Origin of the sequence: Kribbella sp. NBC_00709, from assembly GCF_036226565.1 — a bacterium.
Lineage (GTDB): Bacteria > Actinomycetota > Actinomycetes > Propionibacteriales > Kribbellaceae > Kribbella.
The window spans coordinates 382,575-398,774 of the sequence record NZ_CP108996.1 but is presented as its reverse complement, the minus strand read 5'-3'; the positions used below and the strand labels follow the sequence as shown (position 1 = coordinate 398,774).

17 protein-coding genes are annotated in these 16,200 nt (G+C 68.0%); 14 read left to right on the top strand and 3 right to left on the bottom strand.

The window, feature by feature from the left end; genetic code table 11:
- Positions 1–47: 47 nt before the first annotated feature.
- Positions 48–1,826: a 3-hydroxyacyl-CoA dehydrogenase family protein gene (locus tag OHA18_RS01930; RefSeq protein WP_329001740.1), complete on the top strand. Its 1,779-nt coding sequence runs from the start codon at positions 48–50 to the stop codon at positions 1,824–1,826.
- Positions 1,827–1,829: 3 nt separating this feature from the next.
- Here the strand turns inward: OHA18_RS01930 and OHA18_RS01925 are convergent, their stop codons facing one another.
- On the bottom strand, positions 1,830–2,606 hold the full coding sequence (locus OHA18_RS01925; protein WP_329001739.1) for a phytanoyl-CoA dioxygenase family protein: 777 nt from the start codon (positions 2,604–2,606) through the stop codon (positions 1,830–1,832).
- A 50-nt stretch (positions 2,607–2,656) separates the two neighbouring features.
- On the opposite strand from OHA18_RS01925, the gene OHA18_RS01920 reads away from it, so the two are divergent.
- The 4 genes from OHA18_RS01920 to OHA18_RS01905 are packed head-to-tail and all read left to right on the top strand — an operon-like array spanning position 2,657 to position 5,910.
- The gene (locus OHA18_RS01920) at positions 2,657–3,454 is read left to right on the top strand and encodes a helix-turn-helix domain-containing protein (protein ID WP_329001738.1); all 798 of its coding nucleotides are present in this window, start codon (positions 2,657–2,659) and stop codon (positions 3,452–3,454) included.
- 10 nt (positions 3,455–3,464) lie between these two features.
- A complete protein-coding gene (locus tag OHA18_RS01915; RefSeq protein WP_329001737.1) occupies positions 3,465–4,322 on the top strand; it encodes an ABC transporter substrate-binding protein in 858 nt (285 codons plus the stop codon).
- The gene (locus tag OHA18_RS01910) at positions 4,319–5,170 is read left to right on the top strand and encodes an amino acid ABC transporter permease (protein ID WP_329001735.1); all 852 of its coding nucleotides are present in this window, start codon (positions 4,319–4,321) and stop codon (positions 5,168–5,170) included. Before OHA18_RS01915 ends, OHA18_RS01910 begins: the two co-directional genes overlap by 4 nt.
- Positions 5,167–5,910 carry an amino acid ABC transporter ATP-binding protein gene (locus tag OHA18_RS01905; RefSeq protein ID WP_329001733.1) on the top strand — a complete coding sequence of 248 codons (744 nt, stop codon included), beginning with the start codon at positions 5,167–5,169 and terminating at the stop codon, positions 5,908–5,910. Before OHA18_RS01910 ends, OHA18_RS01905 begins: the two co-directional genes overlap by 4 nt.
- Here the strand turns inward: OHA18_RS01905 and OHA18_RS01900 are convergent.
- Positions 5,888–6,535 (bottom strand): response regulator transcription factor, encoded by a 648-nt coding sequence (locus OHA18_RS01900; protein WP_329001732.1) that lies wholly within the window; start codon positions 6,533–6,535, stop codon positions 5,888–5,890. The two genes, OHA18_RS01905 and OHA18_RS01900, sit on opposite strands and share 23 nt — an antisense overlap.
- A complete protein-coding gene (locus OHA18_RS01895) occupies positions 6,487–7,785 on the bottom strand; it encodes a sensor histidine kinase (RefSeq protein WP_329001731.1) in 1,299 nt (432 codons plus the stop codon). The genes OHA18_RS01900 and OHA18_RS01895 overlap by 49 nt, the downstream gene beginning before the upstream one ends.
- A gap of 190 nt (positions 7,786–7,975) precedes the next feature.
- Here OHA18_RS01895 and OHA18_RS01890 point away from each other — a divergent pair, with 190 nt between their 5' ends.
- The 9 genes from OHA18_RS01890 to OHA18_RS01850 all read left to right on the top strand — a co-directional run bounded on the left by OHA18_RS01890 (position 7,976) and on the right by OHA18_RS01850 (position 16,140).
- Positions 7,976–9,001 (top strand): fatty acid desaturase family protein, encoded by a 1,026-nt coding sequence (locus OHA18_RS01890; RefSeq protein WP_329001730.1) that lies wholly within the window; start codon positions 7,976–7,978, stop codon positions 8,999–9,001.
- A 35-nt stretch (positions 9,002–9,036) separates the two neighbouring features.
- Positions 9,037–9,330: a hypothetical protein gene (locus OHA18_RS01885; protein WP_329001729.1), complete on the top strand. Its 294-nt coding sequence runs from the start codon at positions 9,037–9,039 to the stop codon at positions 9,328–9,330.
- 13 nt (positions 9,331–9,343) lie between these two features.
- On the top strand, positions 9,344–10,111 hold the full coding sequence (locus OHA18_RS01880; RefSeq protein WP_329001727.1) for an alpha/beta fold hydrolase: 768 nt from the start codon (positions 9,344–9,346) through the stop codon (positions 10,109–10,111).
- A gap of 103 nt (positions 10,112–10,214) precedes the next feature.
- A complete protein-coding gene (locus tag OHA18_RS01875) occupies positions 10,215–11,321 on the top strand; it encodes an exo-beta-N-acetylmuramidase NamZ family protein (RefSeq protein WP_329006059.1) in 1,107 nt (368 codons plus the stop codon).
- Positions 11,318–12,292 (top strand): GNAT family N-acetyltransferase, encoded by a 975-nt coding sequence (locus OHA18_RS01870; protein ID WP_329001725.1) that lies wholly within the window; start codon positions 11,318–11,320, stop codon positions 12,290–12,292. The genes OHA18_RS01875 and OHA18_RS01870 overlap by 4 nt, the downstream gene beginning before the upstream one ends.
- A gap of 9 nt (positions 12,293–12,301) precedes the next feature.
- Positions 12,302–13,582 carry an ABC transporter substrate-binding protein gene (locus OHA18_RS01865; RefSeq protein WP_329001722.1) on the top strand — a complete coding sequence of 427 codons (1,281 nt, stop codon included), beginning with the start codon at positions 12,302–12,304 and terminating at the stop codon, positions 13,580–13,582.
- Positions 13,579–14,517, top strand: coding sequence for a carbohydrate ABC transporter permease (locus tag OHA18_RS01860; RefSeq protein ID WP_329001721.1), 939 nt, complete (start codon positions 13,579–13,581; stop codon positions 14,515–14,517). Before OHA18_RS01865 ends, OHA18_RS01860 begins: the two co-directional genes overlap by 4 nt.
- On the top strand, positions 14,514–15,389 hold the full coding sequence (locus OHA18_RS01855; protein ID WP_329001720.1) for a carbohydrate ABC transporter permease: 876 nt from the start codon (positions 14,514–14,516) through the stop codon (positions 15,387–15,389). The genes OHA18_RS01860 and OHA18_RS01855 overlap by 4 nt, the downstream gene beginning before the upstream one ends.
- Before the next feature lie 10 nt (positions 15,390–15,399).
- The gene (locus OHA18_RS01850; RefSeq protein ID WP_329001719.1) at positions 15,400–16,140 is read left to right on the top strand and encodes a PIG-L deacetylase family protein; all 741 of its coding nucleotides are present in this window, start codon (positions 15,400–15,402) and stop codon (positions 16,138–16,140) included.
- Positions 16,141–16,200 lie beyond the last annotated feature (60 nt).

Sequence of the window (16,200 nt, the reverse complement as noted above, 5' to 3'; positions counted from 1 at the left end):
ACCCAACTCATGGGCGGACCACTACCCGGACTGGCATAGTGCAGAGCATGGCTCGGGAATTGACGACTGTGGGTGTGGTGGGTCTCGGCACGATGGGCGCCGGGATCGCCGAGGTGTTCGCGCGTAACGGGCTGACGGTGGTCGGCGTCGAGCGTGACGAGGAGGCCGCCGAGCGCGGCCGCGGTCACATCCAGCACTCGACCGACCGGGCCGTGAAGCGCGGCAAGCTGTCGGTCGAGGACCAGCAGGCGCTGTTCGACCGGGTCACGTTCGCGACCTCGATGGAAGCGCTGGCGGACTGCGATCTGGTGATCGAGGCCGTCGTCGAGCGGCTCGAGCTGAAGCGCGAGATCTTCGCCGCGCTGGACAAGATCGTCGGCGAGGACGCGATCCTGGCGACCAACACCTCCTCGTTGTCGGTCACCGAGATCTCCGTCGCCACCCAGCGCCCGCGGCGCGTCGTCGGCATGCACTTCTTCAACCCGGCGCCGGTGCAGGAATTCGTCGAGGTGATCAAGACCGTCGTCACCGAGCCGGACGTGGTCAACGACGTCCAGGCGCTCGCCCGCCGTCTCGACAAGGTCCCGGTGGTCGCGGCCGACCGGGCCGGCTTCATCGCCAACGCATTGCTGTTCGGGTACCTGAACCACGCGGTGTCGATGGTGGAGTCCCGCTACGCCACCCGTGAGGACGTCGACGCGGCGATGCGGCTCGGCTGCGGGTACCCGATGGGTCCGTTGGCGCTGCTCGACCTGATCGGGCTCGACACGACGTACGAGATCCTCGACACGATGTACAAGCAGGGCCGCAACCGGCTGCACGCGCCGGCGCCGATCCTCAAGCAGATGGTCACCGCCGGGTTGCTCGGCCGGAAGACCGGGCGCGGCTTCTACACCTACGAGGGACCGGACTCGCCGGTCGTGGTCGACGACGAGCACACCCCCTCGACCGCCGGAGGTGCGCCGGCCGTCCGCGCGATCAAGCAGGTCGGTGTGGTCGGCTCGGGCACGATGGCCGTCGGCATCGTCGAGGTCTGCGCCAAGGCCGGGTACGACGTCCTGTACGTCGCCCGCGGTACCGAGAAGGTCGACCGGGTCCGCGCGACGCTGGAACGCTCGCTGGAGAAGGGCGTCCAGCGCGGCAAGCTGTCCTCGGAGGAGCGCGACGCCGCGCTGCGCCGGGTGACCGGTACGGCGAAGCTCGACGACCTCGCGCCCGTCGACCTGGTGATCGAGGCCGTGGTCGAGGAGCTGAGCGTCAAGCAGGCGCTGTTCGAGACGTTCGACGAGATCTGCAAGCCGGGCGCGATCCTGGCGACCACGACCTCGTCGCTGCCGGTGATCGACCTGGCGATGGCGACCAAGCGGCCGGCCGACGTGGTCGGGTTGCACTTCTTCAACCCGGCGCCGGTGATGCAGCTGGTCGAGGTCGTCAGCACGGTCAGCACCGCTCCCGAGGTCGCCGGCACGGTCGCCGCCGTGGCCGTTGCCGCCGGCAAGCACCCGGTCCGCTGCGGCGACCGGGCCGGCTTCATCGTGAACGCGCTGCTGTTCCCGTACCTGAACGACGCGGTCCGGATGCTCGAGGCGCACTACGCCGGTGTCGACGACATCGATGCCGCGATGAAGCTCGGCTGCCGGTTGCCGATGGGCCCGTTCGCATTGCTCGACGTGGTCGGCCTGGACGTGGCGCTGGCGATCCAGCGCACGCTGTACCTGGAGTTCCGCGAGCCCGGCTTCGCCCCGGCCCCGCTGCTCGAACACCTGGTCACGGCCGGCTACCTCGGCCGCAAGACCGGCCGCGGCTTCCGCGACTACGCGAGCTGAGGATCAGGTCTCGGCTGCGTAGTCGCCGCAGGGGCCGCCGCCGATGGCTTCGGGGAGGACCGTCTCGCGGCGGTCCGGCTTGACGAGCGGGTTGTAGAAGGCGGCGATCACGGTGCTGTCCTCCGGGATGTAATGGAAGATCAGTGCGCGCCGGAAGCGGTCCGAGGTGTTGGGCCGGGATCCGTGCACGACGCTGCCGTGGAAGAACAACGCGTCACCGGCGCGCATCTTCGTCTGCACCTTGGTCAGACCGTCCGGTACCGAGAGTCCCAAGCCGGTGAAGGACTCGGTCAGATCGGCCGGTTCGGGACAGAGCAACTCCTCGCGGTGCGAACCGGGAACGACGGCCAGTCCGCCGTTCTCCTCGTCGACATCGTCGATCGCGATCCAGGCCGCCAGGCAGGTCTCGGGATCCGCGCGGAGCGACATGTTGTCCTGGTGCAGGGCCTGTCCGCGGGCGCCGGGCGGCTTGAAGTAGAACATCGACTGGGCGCCGAGCGCGGGACCGATCAGCGCCTGCACGACATCGAGGATCCGGCTGTCCAGCATCAGCTCCATCGAGAGCCGCCCGACCGCGAGGTCGTCGCGGCGATGCGGGTGCACGAAGCGCGGGAACCGCGCCAGCGGATCGTCGTCGGGTACGCCGTCGTCGATCGCGAGCGAGCGATCAACGGCGACCTGTTCCATGAACACGGTCTTGATCCGCTCGACCTCAGCGGAATCGATCAGCTGGGGGACCTGGACGATACCGTCCCGTTGATAGACATCCACGACTGTCATGGATCCAGGATGCGGCGGCCGGGCATTGGCCAGCGATAGCCTATTGAGCTGTGAACCTTCGAGATCCTGCTGACTCGCCAGTCCCGGTGGTGCGCCGGGTGCACACCGGCGAGTTCGACGAGGGCCCTGACTACGCGACGTACCGGCGCCGGGGGACGACGGACTGGCTGCTGGTCCAGACGCTCGACGGCCAGGGACGATTCGGTCACGTCCGCGCCGAGCCCGGCAGCGTCACACTGGTCCGCCCCGGCACCCTGCACGACTACGCCACGGTCGGCGACCGCTGGCACTTCCTCTACGCGCACGTGCATCCGAAACCGGACTGGCTGCCGCTGCTCGACTGGCCGGAAGTTGCTCCTGGCATCGTTCAGCTCCAGCCCGCCGCGGCCACCTTCGACCGGATCGCCGACCATCTGCGCGACGCCGTACGGCACCAGCGCAGCGTCCTTCCACAGGCCGAGCAGCTGAGCGCCAACTCCCTCGAAGCCGCGCTGCTGTGGTGCGACACGCAGAATCCGAAGGCCGTCCAGATCGACGACCGTCTGCTCCGCGCGATCGAACTCGTCGACCAGGACCTGACCGCCGACCTGGACGTCCCGCGGCTCGCGCGGGCCGTCAACCTCTCGGTCTCGCGCTTCGCCCACCTGTTCCGCAGCCAGCTCGGAGTCAGCCCCCAGCAGTTCGTCGAACGCCGCCGCCTCGACGCCGCCGCCCGCCTCCTGGAACTCACCAGCCGCTCGGTAGCCGCCGTCGGCGCCCAGGTCGGCTACGCGGACCCGCTCTACTTCTCGACGCGCTTCCGTTTACATACCGGTTCAAGCCCCACGACGTACCGCAAGAGGTCTTAGTCTTCTCAGCATGAGAACCGGTGTGGTGGTGGGTCTGGCGGCGCTGGTCGCCATGGGGTTGGGGGCGTGCGCGCCGGAGGACAACTCGTCCGGAGCGTCGTCGACGCCGTCGGGGGCGGACGCCTGTGCGAAGGACAAGCTGGCAGTGAAGACCGCCGGTGCGCTGACAGTCGGCACCGACAAGCCGGCGTACGAGCCCTGGTTCAGCAACAACGACCCGAGCAACGGCAAGGGGTACGAGTCGGCGGTCACCTACGCGGTGGCGAAGAAGCTCGGGTTCGAGCAGGCCGAGGTGACGTGGAAGACGGTGCAGTTCAACACCGCGTTCGCGCCCGGGCCGAAGGCGTTCGACCTGGACGTGAACCAGGTGTCGATCTCGGAGGAGCGGCGCAAGGCCGTCGACTTCTCGTCCGGGTACTACGACGTCCGGCAGACCGTGATCACGACCGCGGGCAGCAAGATCGCGAACGCCAAGTCGGTCGCCGAACTGGCCGACGCCAAGCTCGGAGCCCAGGTCGGTACGACGAGCTACACCGCCCTGCGCGACCAGGTGAAGCCGAAACAGACACCGGCCGTCTTCGACACCAACGACCTCGCGGTCCAGGCGCTGAAGAACAAGCAGATCGACGGCATCGTGGTGGACCTGCCGACCGCGTTCTACATGACCGCGGCGCAGCTCGACAACGGCAAGATCGTCGGCCAGCTGCCGTCGAGCGGGACCACGGAGCAGTTCGGGTTCGTGCTCGAGAAGGGTTCGAAGCTGACCGGTTGCGTCACCCAGGCGGTCGACGCGCTCAAGTCCGACGGCACACTGGCCAACCTGCAGAAGCAGTACCTGACCGAGTCCGGCGCTCCAGAACTGTCGTGAGCGACTGGCAGCCGTCGGCGCTTCAGCTCGAGCGGATCGCGTACCGGCGCAGGCGGGCCCGGCGATCGACGCTGATCGCGGTCGTCAGCTCGGTGGTCCTGCTCGTACTGGTTGCCGTGGGCATCGGTTCCACGCCGGGCTGGCCGCGGGTCCGGGACACGTTCTTCGACTTCCATCGCGGGTGGGAGGCGCTGCCGGTCGTTGCGCAGGGCCTCTGGTTGAACATCCGGGTGATGCTGGTCTGCGCGGTGCTGATCGTGATCTTCGGGATGACGTTGGCGATCATGCGCACGTTGCGCGGGCCGATCTTCTTCCCGCTGCGCGTGTTCGCGGCCGCCTACACGGATGTGTTCCGCGGGCTCCCGTTGCTGCTGGTGATCTTCCTGCTCGGGTTCGGCGTACCGGCGCTGCAGTTGCGTGGGCTGCCGAACCAGGCGGTGATCTGGGGTGGAGCGGCGTTGGTCCTGACGTACTCGTCGTACGTCGCCGAAGTGTTCCGGGCCGGCATCGAGTCGGTGCATCCGTCGCAGCGGGCGGCCGCGCGCTCCCTCGGACTGACCTACCGGCAGACGCTGCGCTTCGTCGTACTGCCACAGGCGGTACGACGGGTGCTGCCGCCGTTGCTGAACGACTTCGTCAGCCTGCAGAAGGACTCCGGCCTGATCGCCGTCCTCGGTGTCATCGACGCGATCCGCGCCGCCCAGCTGGAGACGGCCGAGGACTTCAACTTCACGCCGTACGTCGTGGCCGGCCTGCTGTTCGTCGCGCTGACGATCCCGCTGACCCGGCTGACCGATTACGTCGCCCGCCGGCAGGGCTGGTACGGCGGGGGAGGTGGACCGGTGTGAGTCTGCTGTCGTTGCGTGGAGTACGGAAGGTGTACGGCGAGAACGTCGTACTGGACGGGTTCGAGCTGGACGTCGACGCGGGGGAGTGCGTCGTACTGATCGGCGCCTCGGGGTCCGGGAAGTCGACGTTGTTGCGGTGCGTGAACCTGCTCGAGACCGTGGACGACGGTGTGGTCGAGCTGGCCGGGGTCGACATCACGGATCCGCGGGTCGACGCCGACAAGGTGCGGTCGGGGATCGGGATCGTGTTCCAGGCGTACAACCTGTTCCCGCATCTGAGTGTGCTGGACAACATCACGCTGGCGCCGATCCGGGTGCACCGGATGTCGCGGGACGCCGCGCGGGCGCAGGCGCTGGAGATGCTGGAGCGGGTCGGGCTGGCGGACAAGGCCGGGGCCAGGCCGGACGAGCTGTCCGGTGGGCAGCAGCAGCGGGCGGCGATCGCGCGCGCGATGGTGAACTCACCCCAGCTGATGCTGCTCGACGAGGTCACGTCGGCGCTCGACCCGGAGCTCGTCGGTGAGGTGCTGGACCTGCTCCGCGAGCTGAAGTCCGAGGGCATGACGATGCTCGTCTGCACCCACGAAATGGCCTTCGCCCGCGACGTCGCCGACCGCGTCTGTTTCCTCCACCAGGGCCGGCCGCTCGAGATCGGCCCACCTTCGCAGGTCCTGGACGCTCCCCGCGAAGCGCGGACCCGCGAGTTCCTGAGCCGGGTCAGCGGGACGACAGGTAGGTGAGGACGGCGATGACGCGGCGGTTGTCGTCCTCGGACGGCGGCAGGTCGAGCTTGGCGAAGATGTTGTTGGTGTGTTTGCTGACCGCCTTCTCGGTGACGAAGAGCGCGCCGGCGATCGCGGCGTTCGAGCGCCCCTCGGCCATCAGGCCGAGGACCTCGGACTCGCGCGGTGTGAGCCGGCCGATCGGTTCGTCGCGGGTGTTGCGGGCCAGCAGCTGACCGATCACGTCCGGGTCCATCGCAGTACCGCCGGCCGCGACCCGGCGGACCGCGTCGAGGAACTCGGCGACGTTCGAGACCCGGTCCTTCAGCAGGTACCCGACGCCGCCGCCACCGCCGGTGAGGAGCTCCCGCGCGTAGAGCTGCTCGACGTATTGCGAGAGCACCAGGATCGGCAGACCGGGGACCTGGCTTCGGGCCTCGATCGCCGCCTTCAGGCCCTCGTCGGTGAACGTCGGTGGCAGCCGGACGTCGACCACGGCAACGTCCGGCCGGTGCTCCACGAGTGCGGGCACCAGCCGGGGTCCGTTGTCGACCGCCTCCACGACCTCGAAGTCGTGCGCCTCCAGCAGGCGGATCAGGCCGTCCCGGAGGAGGGCGTGGTCTTCAGCGATGAGGACTCGCAAGGCAGCTCCATGATCACGGTGGTCGGCCCGGCGCTCGGGCTCACCACGGTCAACGTACCGTCGAAGGCGGCCAGCCGCCGCTCGATACCGTACAGACCGCCACCGGGCCTGATCACGGCACCGCCGATGCCGTCGTCGCCGACGATCATGTGCAGCTTCTCGTCCTCGTGGGTGATCTGGATCCAGGCGGTGGTCGCGGCCGAGTACTTGACCGCGTTCGCGAGGCATTCGGCGACCGCGAAGTACGCCGCGGACTCGACCGGCGCGGGCGGCCGGCCCGGTACGTCGTAGGTGACGTCGACCTTGAACGGGCAGGACATCGCCAGCGCCCTGACCGCGCCGTCCAGACCGCGGTCGGCCAGCACCGGCGGGTGGATCCCGCGGACCAGGTCGCGCAGCTCGGACAGCGCCGTACTCGCCGACTCGCGGGCCTCGGTGAGCAGGGCCGCCGCCTGGGCCGGGTCGCGGGCGACCATCTCCTCGGCCATACCGAGGTTCATGCTCAGCGCGGCCAGGCGGGCCTGGGCGCCGTCGTGCAGGTCGCGCTCGATCCGGCGCAGCTCGGCCGCCTGGGTGTCGACGGTCTCGGCGCGGGACTCGGCCAGCTCGCGGACCCGCATTGCCAGCTTCGCGCTCTCGGTCGGGCCGAGCAGCGAGCGGGCCAGGAAGGCGTTGGCCTTCAGCAGCCGCTCGCCGGCGGCCTGCCAGATCAGGAACGCGATCAGCGCGACCGGCATCAGCAGGAAGCTGGTCCAGAAGTTCACGGTGAGCAGCCCGCCGAACGGCTCGGTGAACACGCCCTCCGGGGTGACGCCGACGAGCAGCGGGTAGACCAGGTAGAACAGTGTGGCCAGGAACAGCACCGCACTCAGCAGACACAGCGTGAATCCGAGGACGGCGTTCACCAGCAGCCAGATGATGTCCCGCCAGGTCTGCGGGTCGGTGAGGATCGTCCGCAGCCGCATCAGCATGCCGGGCATCGGCGGCTTCTTGTACGGCCGCGGGATCCGCTCGCCGAGGAAGCCGGCCAGCATCGTGCGGTGGCAGTTCGCGAACCACCGGGCGGCCGGCACGACCACCAGCAGCAGCGGGATCCCGACCCAGACCGCGATCAGCGGAACGGATACCACGCTGAGCACGAACAGGGCGATCCCCAGCTCGGCCAGGATCGCGAGGAACAGCGCGATCCACGGCTGCGCAAGCTTCGGGTACCGCATCGGCGGTGCCTCGGTGGTGGCCACGGTTGTCATACACCCATCATGACCGAGGGTGAGCCGAGCGGCAGTGGTGTTATCCCCACTCTGACCCGGGCTTCAGGACCCCGGTCACTCCGGGTAGTAGCACTCATGTTTTCGACCGTTAGGGCGGCAAGGCTTGATGCCGTACGCTGGCCGCGGCTGTACGCCTAGGCCTTCCCCCGCACTCGAGACGAGGACCTTGATGGCTCAGCCACCTGTGCTACCTGTTGCTACCCGCGGCTCCGATTTCTCCCCCTTGCTGCGGGAGATCAAGGCCGCCGGCCTGCTGGAGCGCCGTACTGCGGCGTACGCGATGGCGATCGGGATCAACGTGGCCCTGATGGCCTTGGCCTGGGCCGGGATCGTGCTGGTCGGCGCCTCGTGGTGGGTCCTGCTGCTCGCCCTCCCGCTCGGGATCCTGACCACCCGCGCGGCCTTCTTCGGGCACGACGCCGGTCACCAGCAGATCGCCAGCTCACGCCGGCTGCACGACTGGATCGGGATGCTGCACGGCAACCTCGTGCTCGGCATGAGCTATGCCTGGTGGGTCGACAAGCACAACCGCCACCACGCCAACCCGAACCACACCGACAAGGACCCGGATGTCGGCGAGGGCGTGCTGGTCTGGACGCTGGAGCAGGCCGAGGGCCGCAAGGGCCTGGAGGGCTGGCTGACCCGCAACCAGGCGCGGATCTTCTTCCCGCTGCTCACCCTGGAGGGCTTCAACCTCAAGGTTTCGAGCATCCGCTTCCTGCTGGCCCGGCGCCGTACGCAGCAGGTCGAGCTCGGTCTGATGGCCGCGCACCTGGTGCTGTACTTCACCGCGCTGTTCCTGATCATGTCGCCGGCGCAGGCGCTGGTGTTCGCGCTGGTGCACCACATGATCTTCGGGCTGCACCTCGGCAGCGTGTTCGCGCCGAACCACAAGGGCATGGAGATGCCCGATGACGACACCAACTGGGGCCACCTCGAGAAGCAGGTACTGACGTCCCGCAACGTCAACGGCGGTCTGGTCACCGACTGGATGATGGGCGGCCTCAACTACCAGATCGAGCACCACCTCTTCCCGAGCATGCCCCGCGCCAACCTCCGCTTCGCCCAGCCGATGGTCCGTGCGTACTGCGAAAGCATCGGGATGCCCTATGTGACAACGAGCCTGATCGACTCGTACCGGCTGGGGTTGCGCCACATGCACGACGTCGGCGCCGAACTGCGTGCCGACGTCTGAGGTGACCTAGGTCATACGACTAGCCTGGAGGGGCTATGTCGCGCAGAAGGCCTTCCAAGTGGCAGCGGCCGGTCAACGACCGGCCGCTGCTCGGCGGTACCCAGAGCCGTGAGGACAAGTCCGACGGTCAGTGGAACGTCCGGCGCGTGTCGGGGTCCGCGTCCGCGAAGTCGTACCGGTGCCCGGGCTGCGACCAGATGATCCCGCCCGCCACCCCGCACGTCGTGGTCTGGCCGGACAACCCCAGCCTGCTGGGCGCGATCGGCGGCGCCCAGTCGCTCGACGAGCGGCGCCACTGGCACACAGCTTGCTGGCAGCGCAGTCGTTGAAAGGGTGTTGTGCATGAAGCTTCCGGTCACGTCGTACGGCGAAACCGGTACGCCGGTCGTGGTGATGCACGGGCTGTTCGGCTCCGGGCGGAACTGGATGACTGCCGCCCGCCGGCTGGCCGGCAAGCACCGGGTGTTCGCGTTCGACCTGCGCAACCACGGCACCTCGCCGCACGTGGACACGATGAGCTACCCGGAGATGGCGACCGACGTCCGCGAGACGATCGAGGCGCTCGGCGTCGGGCCGGTCGCGCTGGTCGGCCACTCGATGGGTGGCAAGACCGCGATGCTCACCGCCCTGCAGTACCCGCAGGTTGTCGAGCGTCTCGTCGTGGTCGACGCGGCGCCGGTCGTGTACCCGCCGGCCTTCGTCGAGTATGCGCAGGCGATGCGGAACGCCGACCTCTCGTCGGTGACCCGTCGCGCGGACGTGGATGCGCAGCTGGTCGACGCCGTCCCCACGCCCGGGACCCGCGCCTTTCTCCTGCAGAACCTGATCCTCGACTCGGACGGCGCCCGGTGGCGCCCGAACCTGCCCGTCATCGAGGCGGCCCTGCCGGCGATCTCCGGCTGGCCCTTGGAAACGGCTGGTCTGCAGTACGACGGGCCGACGCTGTTCATCTTCGGCGGCCAGTCCGACTACGTGCAGCAGGACCATCGCGCGACGATCGCGGCGTACTTCCCGCACGTCCAGTACGCCGAGGTCCCGGAGGCCGGGCACTGGGTCCACGCCGAGCGGCTGGACGACTTCCTGGCCGCCCTCACGCCGTTCCTCGGGTGACGTTGGTAAACGGTTGTCCGTAATCCATTGACCTCCGGCTGACTACATCGGTAAGTTTTCAACCCAAGTCCTGCAGGATCCATGATCTGGGTTGGTGGTCGCAATGGTGGTCCGGACCGGCGCACAGCGTCTGGCCGAGGACCGGGGGTTGGTGCCCGACGGGCGCCTGGGATTGATCACGAACTTCACCGGCGTGCTGCCGGACCTCACGCCGACCGCGGTCGCGTTGCGTGCGGCCGGTCTGCCGTTGACGGCGTTGTTCGGTCCCGAGCACGGCCTCCGCGGTACGGCGCAAGCGGGTGCGAGCGAAGGTGCAGGCGTCGATCCCGACACCGGGCTGCCGGTCTTCGACACCTATCTGCAGCAGGGACAGGCTCTCGACGACCTGTTCTCCGATGTCGACGTACTGCTCTTCGACATCCAGGACATCGGGACGCGGTTCTACACCTACGTCTGGACGATGTACGACTGCCAGCAGGCGGCGGCGCGGCTTGGTATGCCATTCGTCGTCCTCGACCGGCCGAACCCGCTCGGCGGCGTCCGGGTCGAGGGGCCGTTGCTGCAGCCGGGGTTCGAGAGTTTCGTCGGGCGGGCGCCGATTCCGTTGCGGCACGGGCTGACCGTCGGTGAGCTTGCGCGACAGTTGGGTGAGGCAACGGTCATTCCGGTCGAGGGCTGGACGCGATCGTCGTCGGGGACCGGTATGCCATGGGTTCCGCCGTCGCCGAACATGCCGACGCCTGAGACCGCCTTGGTATACCCCGGTACCGGCCTGTTCGAAGGCACGAACCTCAGCGAGGGCCGTGGTACGACGCGACCGTTCGAGACCATCGGCGCGCCGTACGTCGACGATCGGCTCGTCCCGGCACTGCGCTCGTACGACCTGCCCGGCGTGATCTTCCGGCGGACCTGGTTCGAGCCAGTCTTCAGCAAGCACGCCGGTCAGCCGGTGTCCGGCGTACAGCTGCATGTCGTTGATCGGGACGCCTTCGAGCCGGTGCGGACCGCGCTGGTGATGCTGCGCGTGCTGAACGAGCTCTATCCGGACGACTTCGGTCTGCTGCCGTCGCTGGACAGGTTGTGGGGCTCGGACTCGCTCCGCAAGTCGCTCGAAGCCGGCGACGACCCGGTCGATCTCTTGCCGGCGGCAACCACGCCCGCCGGGTGGGTGCGCCCTGACGTACTGCTCTACGAAGGGACTGCTCGATGATCCGTTCGTTCCAGGTCGGCGACGGGCCGGCGCTCGCGGAGGCGTGGACGGCTGCCGCGCCTGCAGATCCGATCAGCTACCAGCGGTTCCGCGACCTGTTCCTGCTCGATCGCAACTTCGATGCGGCCGGTCTCCAGGTCGCGGTGGTCGACGATCAGGTGGTCGGCGCGGCGTACGCGGTCCGGCGGCTGATCGCGGTCGACGCCGACGACCTCGAGCCCGCGTCCGGCTGGATCCCGTTCTTCTTCGTGCATCCGGAGTACCGCGGTCGGGGTCTCGGCCGCTCGTTGTTGTCCGCGGCAATGGATTGGCTGCGGTCGCACGGGCGGTCCGAGGTCTTCTTCTCGTCGTACACGCCGAACTACTTCCTGCCGGGGCTCGACGCGGCGCGTTACCCGGCGGCGGCCGGGCTGCTCGCCGCGCTCGGTTTCGGAAAGCAGTACGACGCGGTCGCGATGGACCGCGGGCTGGTCGGGTATGCCATTCCGGACGAGGTCCGGAAGCGGATCGATGCCCTGACGGCCGAGGGCTACAGCTTTGGTATACCAACCGAGGACGAGCTGACCGCGCTGATCACGATCGCCGGCGCGGAGTTCAACCCGGACTGGGCGCGCGCGATCCGCGAGGGCGTCGTGTCCGGTCTGCCACTGGAGCGCATCGTCGTTGCGCGCCGTCCTGGTCGAACACCGTCCGGCCGGGCGATCCTCGGCTGGGCGATGCACGGCACGTACGAAGGGGTGATCGACCGCTTCGGGCCGTTCGGCGTACTGCCGAGCTCACGCGGCACCGGACTCGGGAAGGTGCTGCTGCACCTGACGCTCGAGCGGATGGTTGCCGCCGGCGCCCACTCTGCCTGGTTCCTGTGGACCGGCGAGAAGTCCGCGGCCGGGCAGCTGTACCTGAAGACGGGGTTCGACATCACCCGCACGTTCACCATCCTCCGGGCGCCTCTTGCCCGGTCCGACGTTTAAGGGACAGACATGCGTATCTCGAAAGGACTCCGGCTTGCGGTCGTCGCCGGGCTGCTGGCCACGGGCGCTGCCTGTGGCGGTGGCAGTGACTCGGGTGGGGGCGGTGGCAAGGTCGAGCTGACGCTGCTGAGCCACTACAGCGACGGTCCGTCGAAGGACGGGCTGGACAAGATGATCGCCGAATGGAACAAGGACAACCCGAAGATCCAGGTGAAGGCGCAGGTGGTCAAGTTCGACGACCTGCTCACCACCATGACGGTCCGCCAGACCGGCGGCCGCGGCGCGGACATCGTCAGCGCGTACGGCCTGTGGGGCGGCCAGTTGATGAAGGCGAACGTCGTCGCGAAGGTGCCGGACGACATCGCGACCAAGATCAAGGCGGAGTACAGCCCGGCGGCGCTCGGCGCCGTGACGACCGGTGACACGCTCCTCGGCTACCCGACCGAGCTGAACACCTATGTGCTCTTCTACAACAAGAAGATCCTCGCCGCGGCCGGCGTCACCAAGCCGCCGGCCACCTGGGCCGAGCTCGCCGACGCGGCGAAGAAGACGGTCAAGCGGGACGCCAAGGGCAACATCCAGGTCGAGGGCCTGAGCCTGATCCAGGACGGCGACAACAAGTCGGTACACCCGTTCCTGTCGCTGCTCGACTCGGCCGGCGGCAAGTTCCTCGGCCCGGACGGGACGGCGCAGTTCGACAACGAGCAGGGCAAGGCGGCGCTGAAGTTCGAGGGCGACCTCGCCGCCGCGAAGGCGTCCAACACCTCGATCTCGCCGACCAAGCAGTTCCGCAGCGGCGGCGTCGCGATGGCGATCCAGGCCGGCTGGTGGATCGGCAGCCTGAAGACCCAGATGAAGGACAAGTACTCCGACGTCGGGGTGACCGCGATCCCCGGACCGACCGCGGGCAGCAAGGGGTCGCTGGCGTACGGGTTCTTCATGGGCGTGAACCAGCGCAGCAAGCACGCCGACGAGGCGTGGAAGTTCCTCACCTGGCTGAACGAGCACAAGACCCAGGACGGCAAGGTCACCGAGACCGGCAAGTGGCTGGCCGACCAGGGCCTGATCCCGCCGCGGACGGCTGACCAGGCGGAGTACAAGAAGTCGTTGCCCGACCCGAACCTCGCGCCGATCTACGACGCGGCGACGTACGCGATGCCGGAGCCGAACCAGCCCGGTGCGTACGAGGCGAAGACCGCGCTGCACAACGCGATCATGACGGTGCTTGCCGACGGCAAGAATCCGGACGATGCGCTGGCGCAGGCGGCGAAGGCCGTCAAGCCACAATGACGACCGCGGTCAGCAGGGTCGGCGCCGTCGCGGCGCCGGCCCGGCGGGTCGGCAAGCTGCATCGCGAGGGGCTCGCGGCGTACCTGTTCCTGTCGCCGGCGCTGCTGTTCTTCTGCGTGTTCCTGATCCTGCCGTTCCTCTTCGCGATCGTGCTGGCGTTCTCGGACTGGGGCGGGTTCGACCTGAGCACGCTCAAGTGGGCGGGCTTCTCGAACTTCGGCGACGTGCTCAGCTTCGACGGGACGTTCGTCAAGCCGATCCTGGTGAACACGCTGCTGTTCGCGTTCGGATCGGTGTTCCTGGCAACGTTCGGGTCGGTGCTGGTTGCCTACTGCATCGACCGGTTGTCGTTCCAGGGTTTCTGGAGGGTGCTGTACTTCCTGCCGGTGGTCGCCACGGTGGTGGCCATCGGCAACGTGTGGAAGATGATGTACCAGCCGGCCGGCCTGATCAACGCGGTACTGAACAAGCTCGGTGTGAACAGCGTCGGGTTCCTGTCCGACTCGTCGTACGCGCTGCCGTCGGTGACCGTCGTGCACGCCTGGGCCTCGATCGGCGGCGCCGTACTCATCCTGACCGCCGGTCTGAAGGCGATCCCGGAGATGTACTACGAAGCCGCCGAGGTCGACGGGGCGAACTCGTGGCACATGTTCTGGTCGATCACGCTGCCGCTGCTGCGGCCGGCGTTGCTGTTCGTGCTGATCACGCAGTTCATCGGCGGTCTGCAGTCGTTCGCGCTGATCATCGTGATGACCGGTGACGGCGGCCCGGTGAACGCGACCAACGTGGCGGCCTTCGAGATGTACCAGCGGGCGTTCAAGTTCGGCGCCTGGGGCACGGCGAGTGCGATGGCGATGGTGCTGTTCGTGATCATCCTGGCGATCACGCTGCTGCAGCTGTGGATCGCCCGGCGGCGCGGAGAGGAGACCTCGTGAAACGGCGCGGCAAGTTCCCGTGGTTCGCGTACCTGGTGGTGATCCTCGGCGGAGTGGCGATGGTGATGCCGTTCCTCGACATGGTGATGAGCTCCTTCAAGGGGCCGGGGGAGTACGGCGTGATCCCGTACAAGCTGCTCCCGGAGTCGTTCAACCTGGACAACTATCGCGACGCCTTCTCGCAGCTCGAGCTCGGACGGCTGTTCCGGAACAGCGTGATCGTCACGGTGTCGGTGACGATCTCGGTCCTCATCACCTCGTCGATGGCCGGGTACGCGCTGGCGAAGCTGCGGTTCCGGGGCCGGGCGGTGATCTTCCGGTTCATCCTCGCGACGATGATGCTGCCGCCGTTCCTGCTGCTGATCCCGACGTTCCTGATCATGCTGAACTGGCCGCTTGCCGGTGGCAACGACATCCTCGGGCGCGGCGGTGACGGCGGACTCACGACCAGCCTGATCTCGCTGATCCTGCCGTTCACCGTCTCCGGGTTCGGCATCTTCCTGATGCGGCAGTTCATGGTGTCGCTGCCGGACGAGATGCTCGAGGCGGCCAAGATCGACGGGGCCAACCAGTGGCAGACCTGGCGGCTGATCGTGCTGCCGCAGACCAAACCGGTCGCGATCACGCTCGGGCTGATCACGTTCATCGGAACGTGGAACGAGTACATCTGGACGCTGCTGATCTCGTCCTCGGACCCCGACCTGCAGACCTTGCCCGTCGGCATCCAGCTCCTACAGAGCTTCCTCGACCCGGATCGGACGATGCCGATCGTGATGGCCGGCCTGGTCATCAGCACGCTGCCGGTGCTGGTCGTGTTCCTGCTGTTCCAGAAGTACTACGTGCGCGGCGTCGTACTCAGTGGCCTGAAATGAGGAGACCGTTGTGAACAGAACAGTGCTCGCTATCGGGGCGCACATCGGCGACATGGACCTGACCGCGGGGCCGACCCTGGCCAAGCTGATCCTGGAAGGCGCGTCGGCCACGATCGTCGCGCTGACGCCGGGCGAACGCGGACACCCGCGGCTGACGCCGACGGAGTACAAGAAGCAGAAGATCGCCGAGGGTACGGCGTTCGCGGACGCGATCGGCGCGGACTTCGTGGTCCTCGACCAGAGCGACGGGTTCCTTCCCGCCAGCGACGACGTGGCGCTGGAGTTGGCCCGGATCATCCGCGAGAAGCAGCCCGACACGATCATCACCCACTGGAAACACTCCATCCACAGCGACCACGAGAACGCCGCTGTCTTGTCGGAACGTGCGCGTTTCCTCGCCGGGCTGCCGATCGACCCGACGGACGATTTCGCCACGCCCTACCCGGAGTTGGTGGCCAAGCTGGCCGAGCTCCCGCGGCACGGCGTCCGCAGCTTCCTGCACGCCGAGAACTGGGAGGACATGGAGGGCTTCACCCCGTCCCTCTACGTCCCCATCCCCGACGAGGCCTTCTACCGCTGGGTCTCCGCCATCCGCCACCAGGCCTTCGCCCGCGGCGAGACGTATGGCTTCCGCTACATCGACTACTACACAGCGTTGATGACGACCCGCGGCTGCCTGGCGTCGTACCCCCGAGCCTGCGCCTTCCACACCAACCAAGCCCCGGAGATCACCAAACTTGCGGGACCGTAGCCGCTCGCCCGGCCGGGGGCCGATTCGCCTGTGGTAATCTCGGCGTCGCAGGCGCGGGTT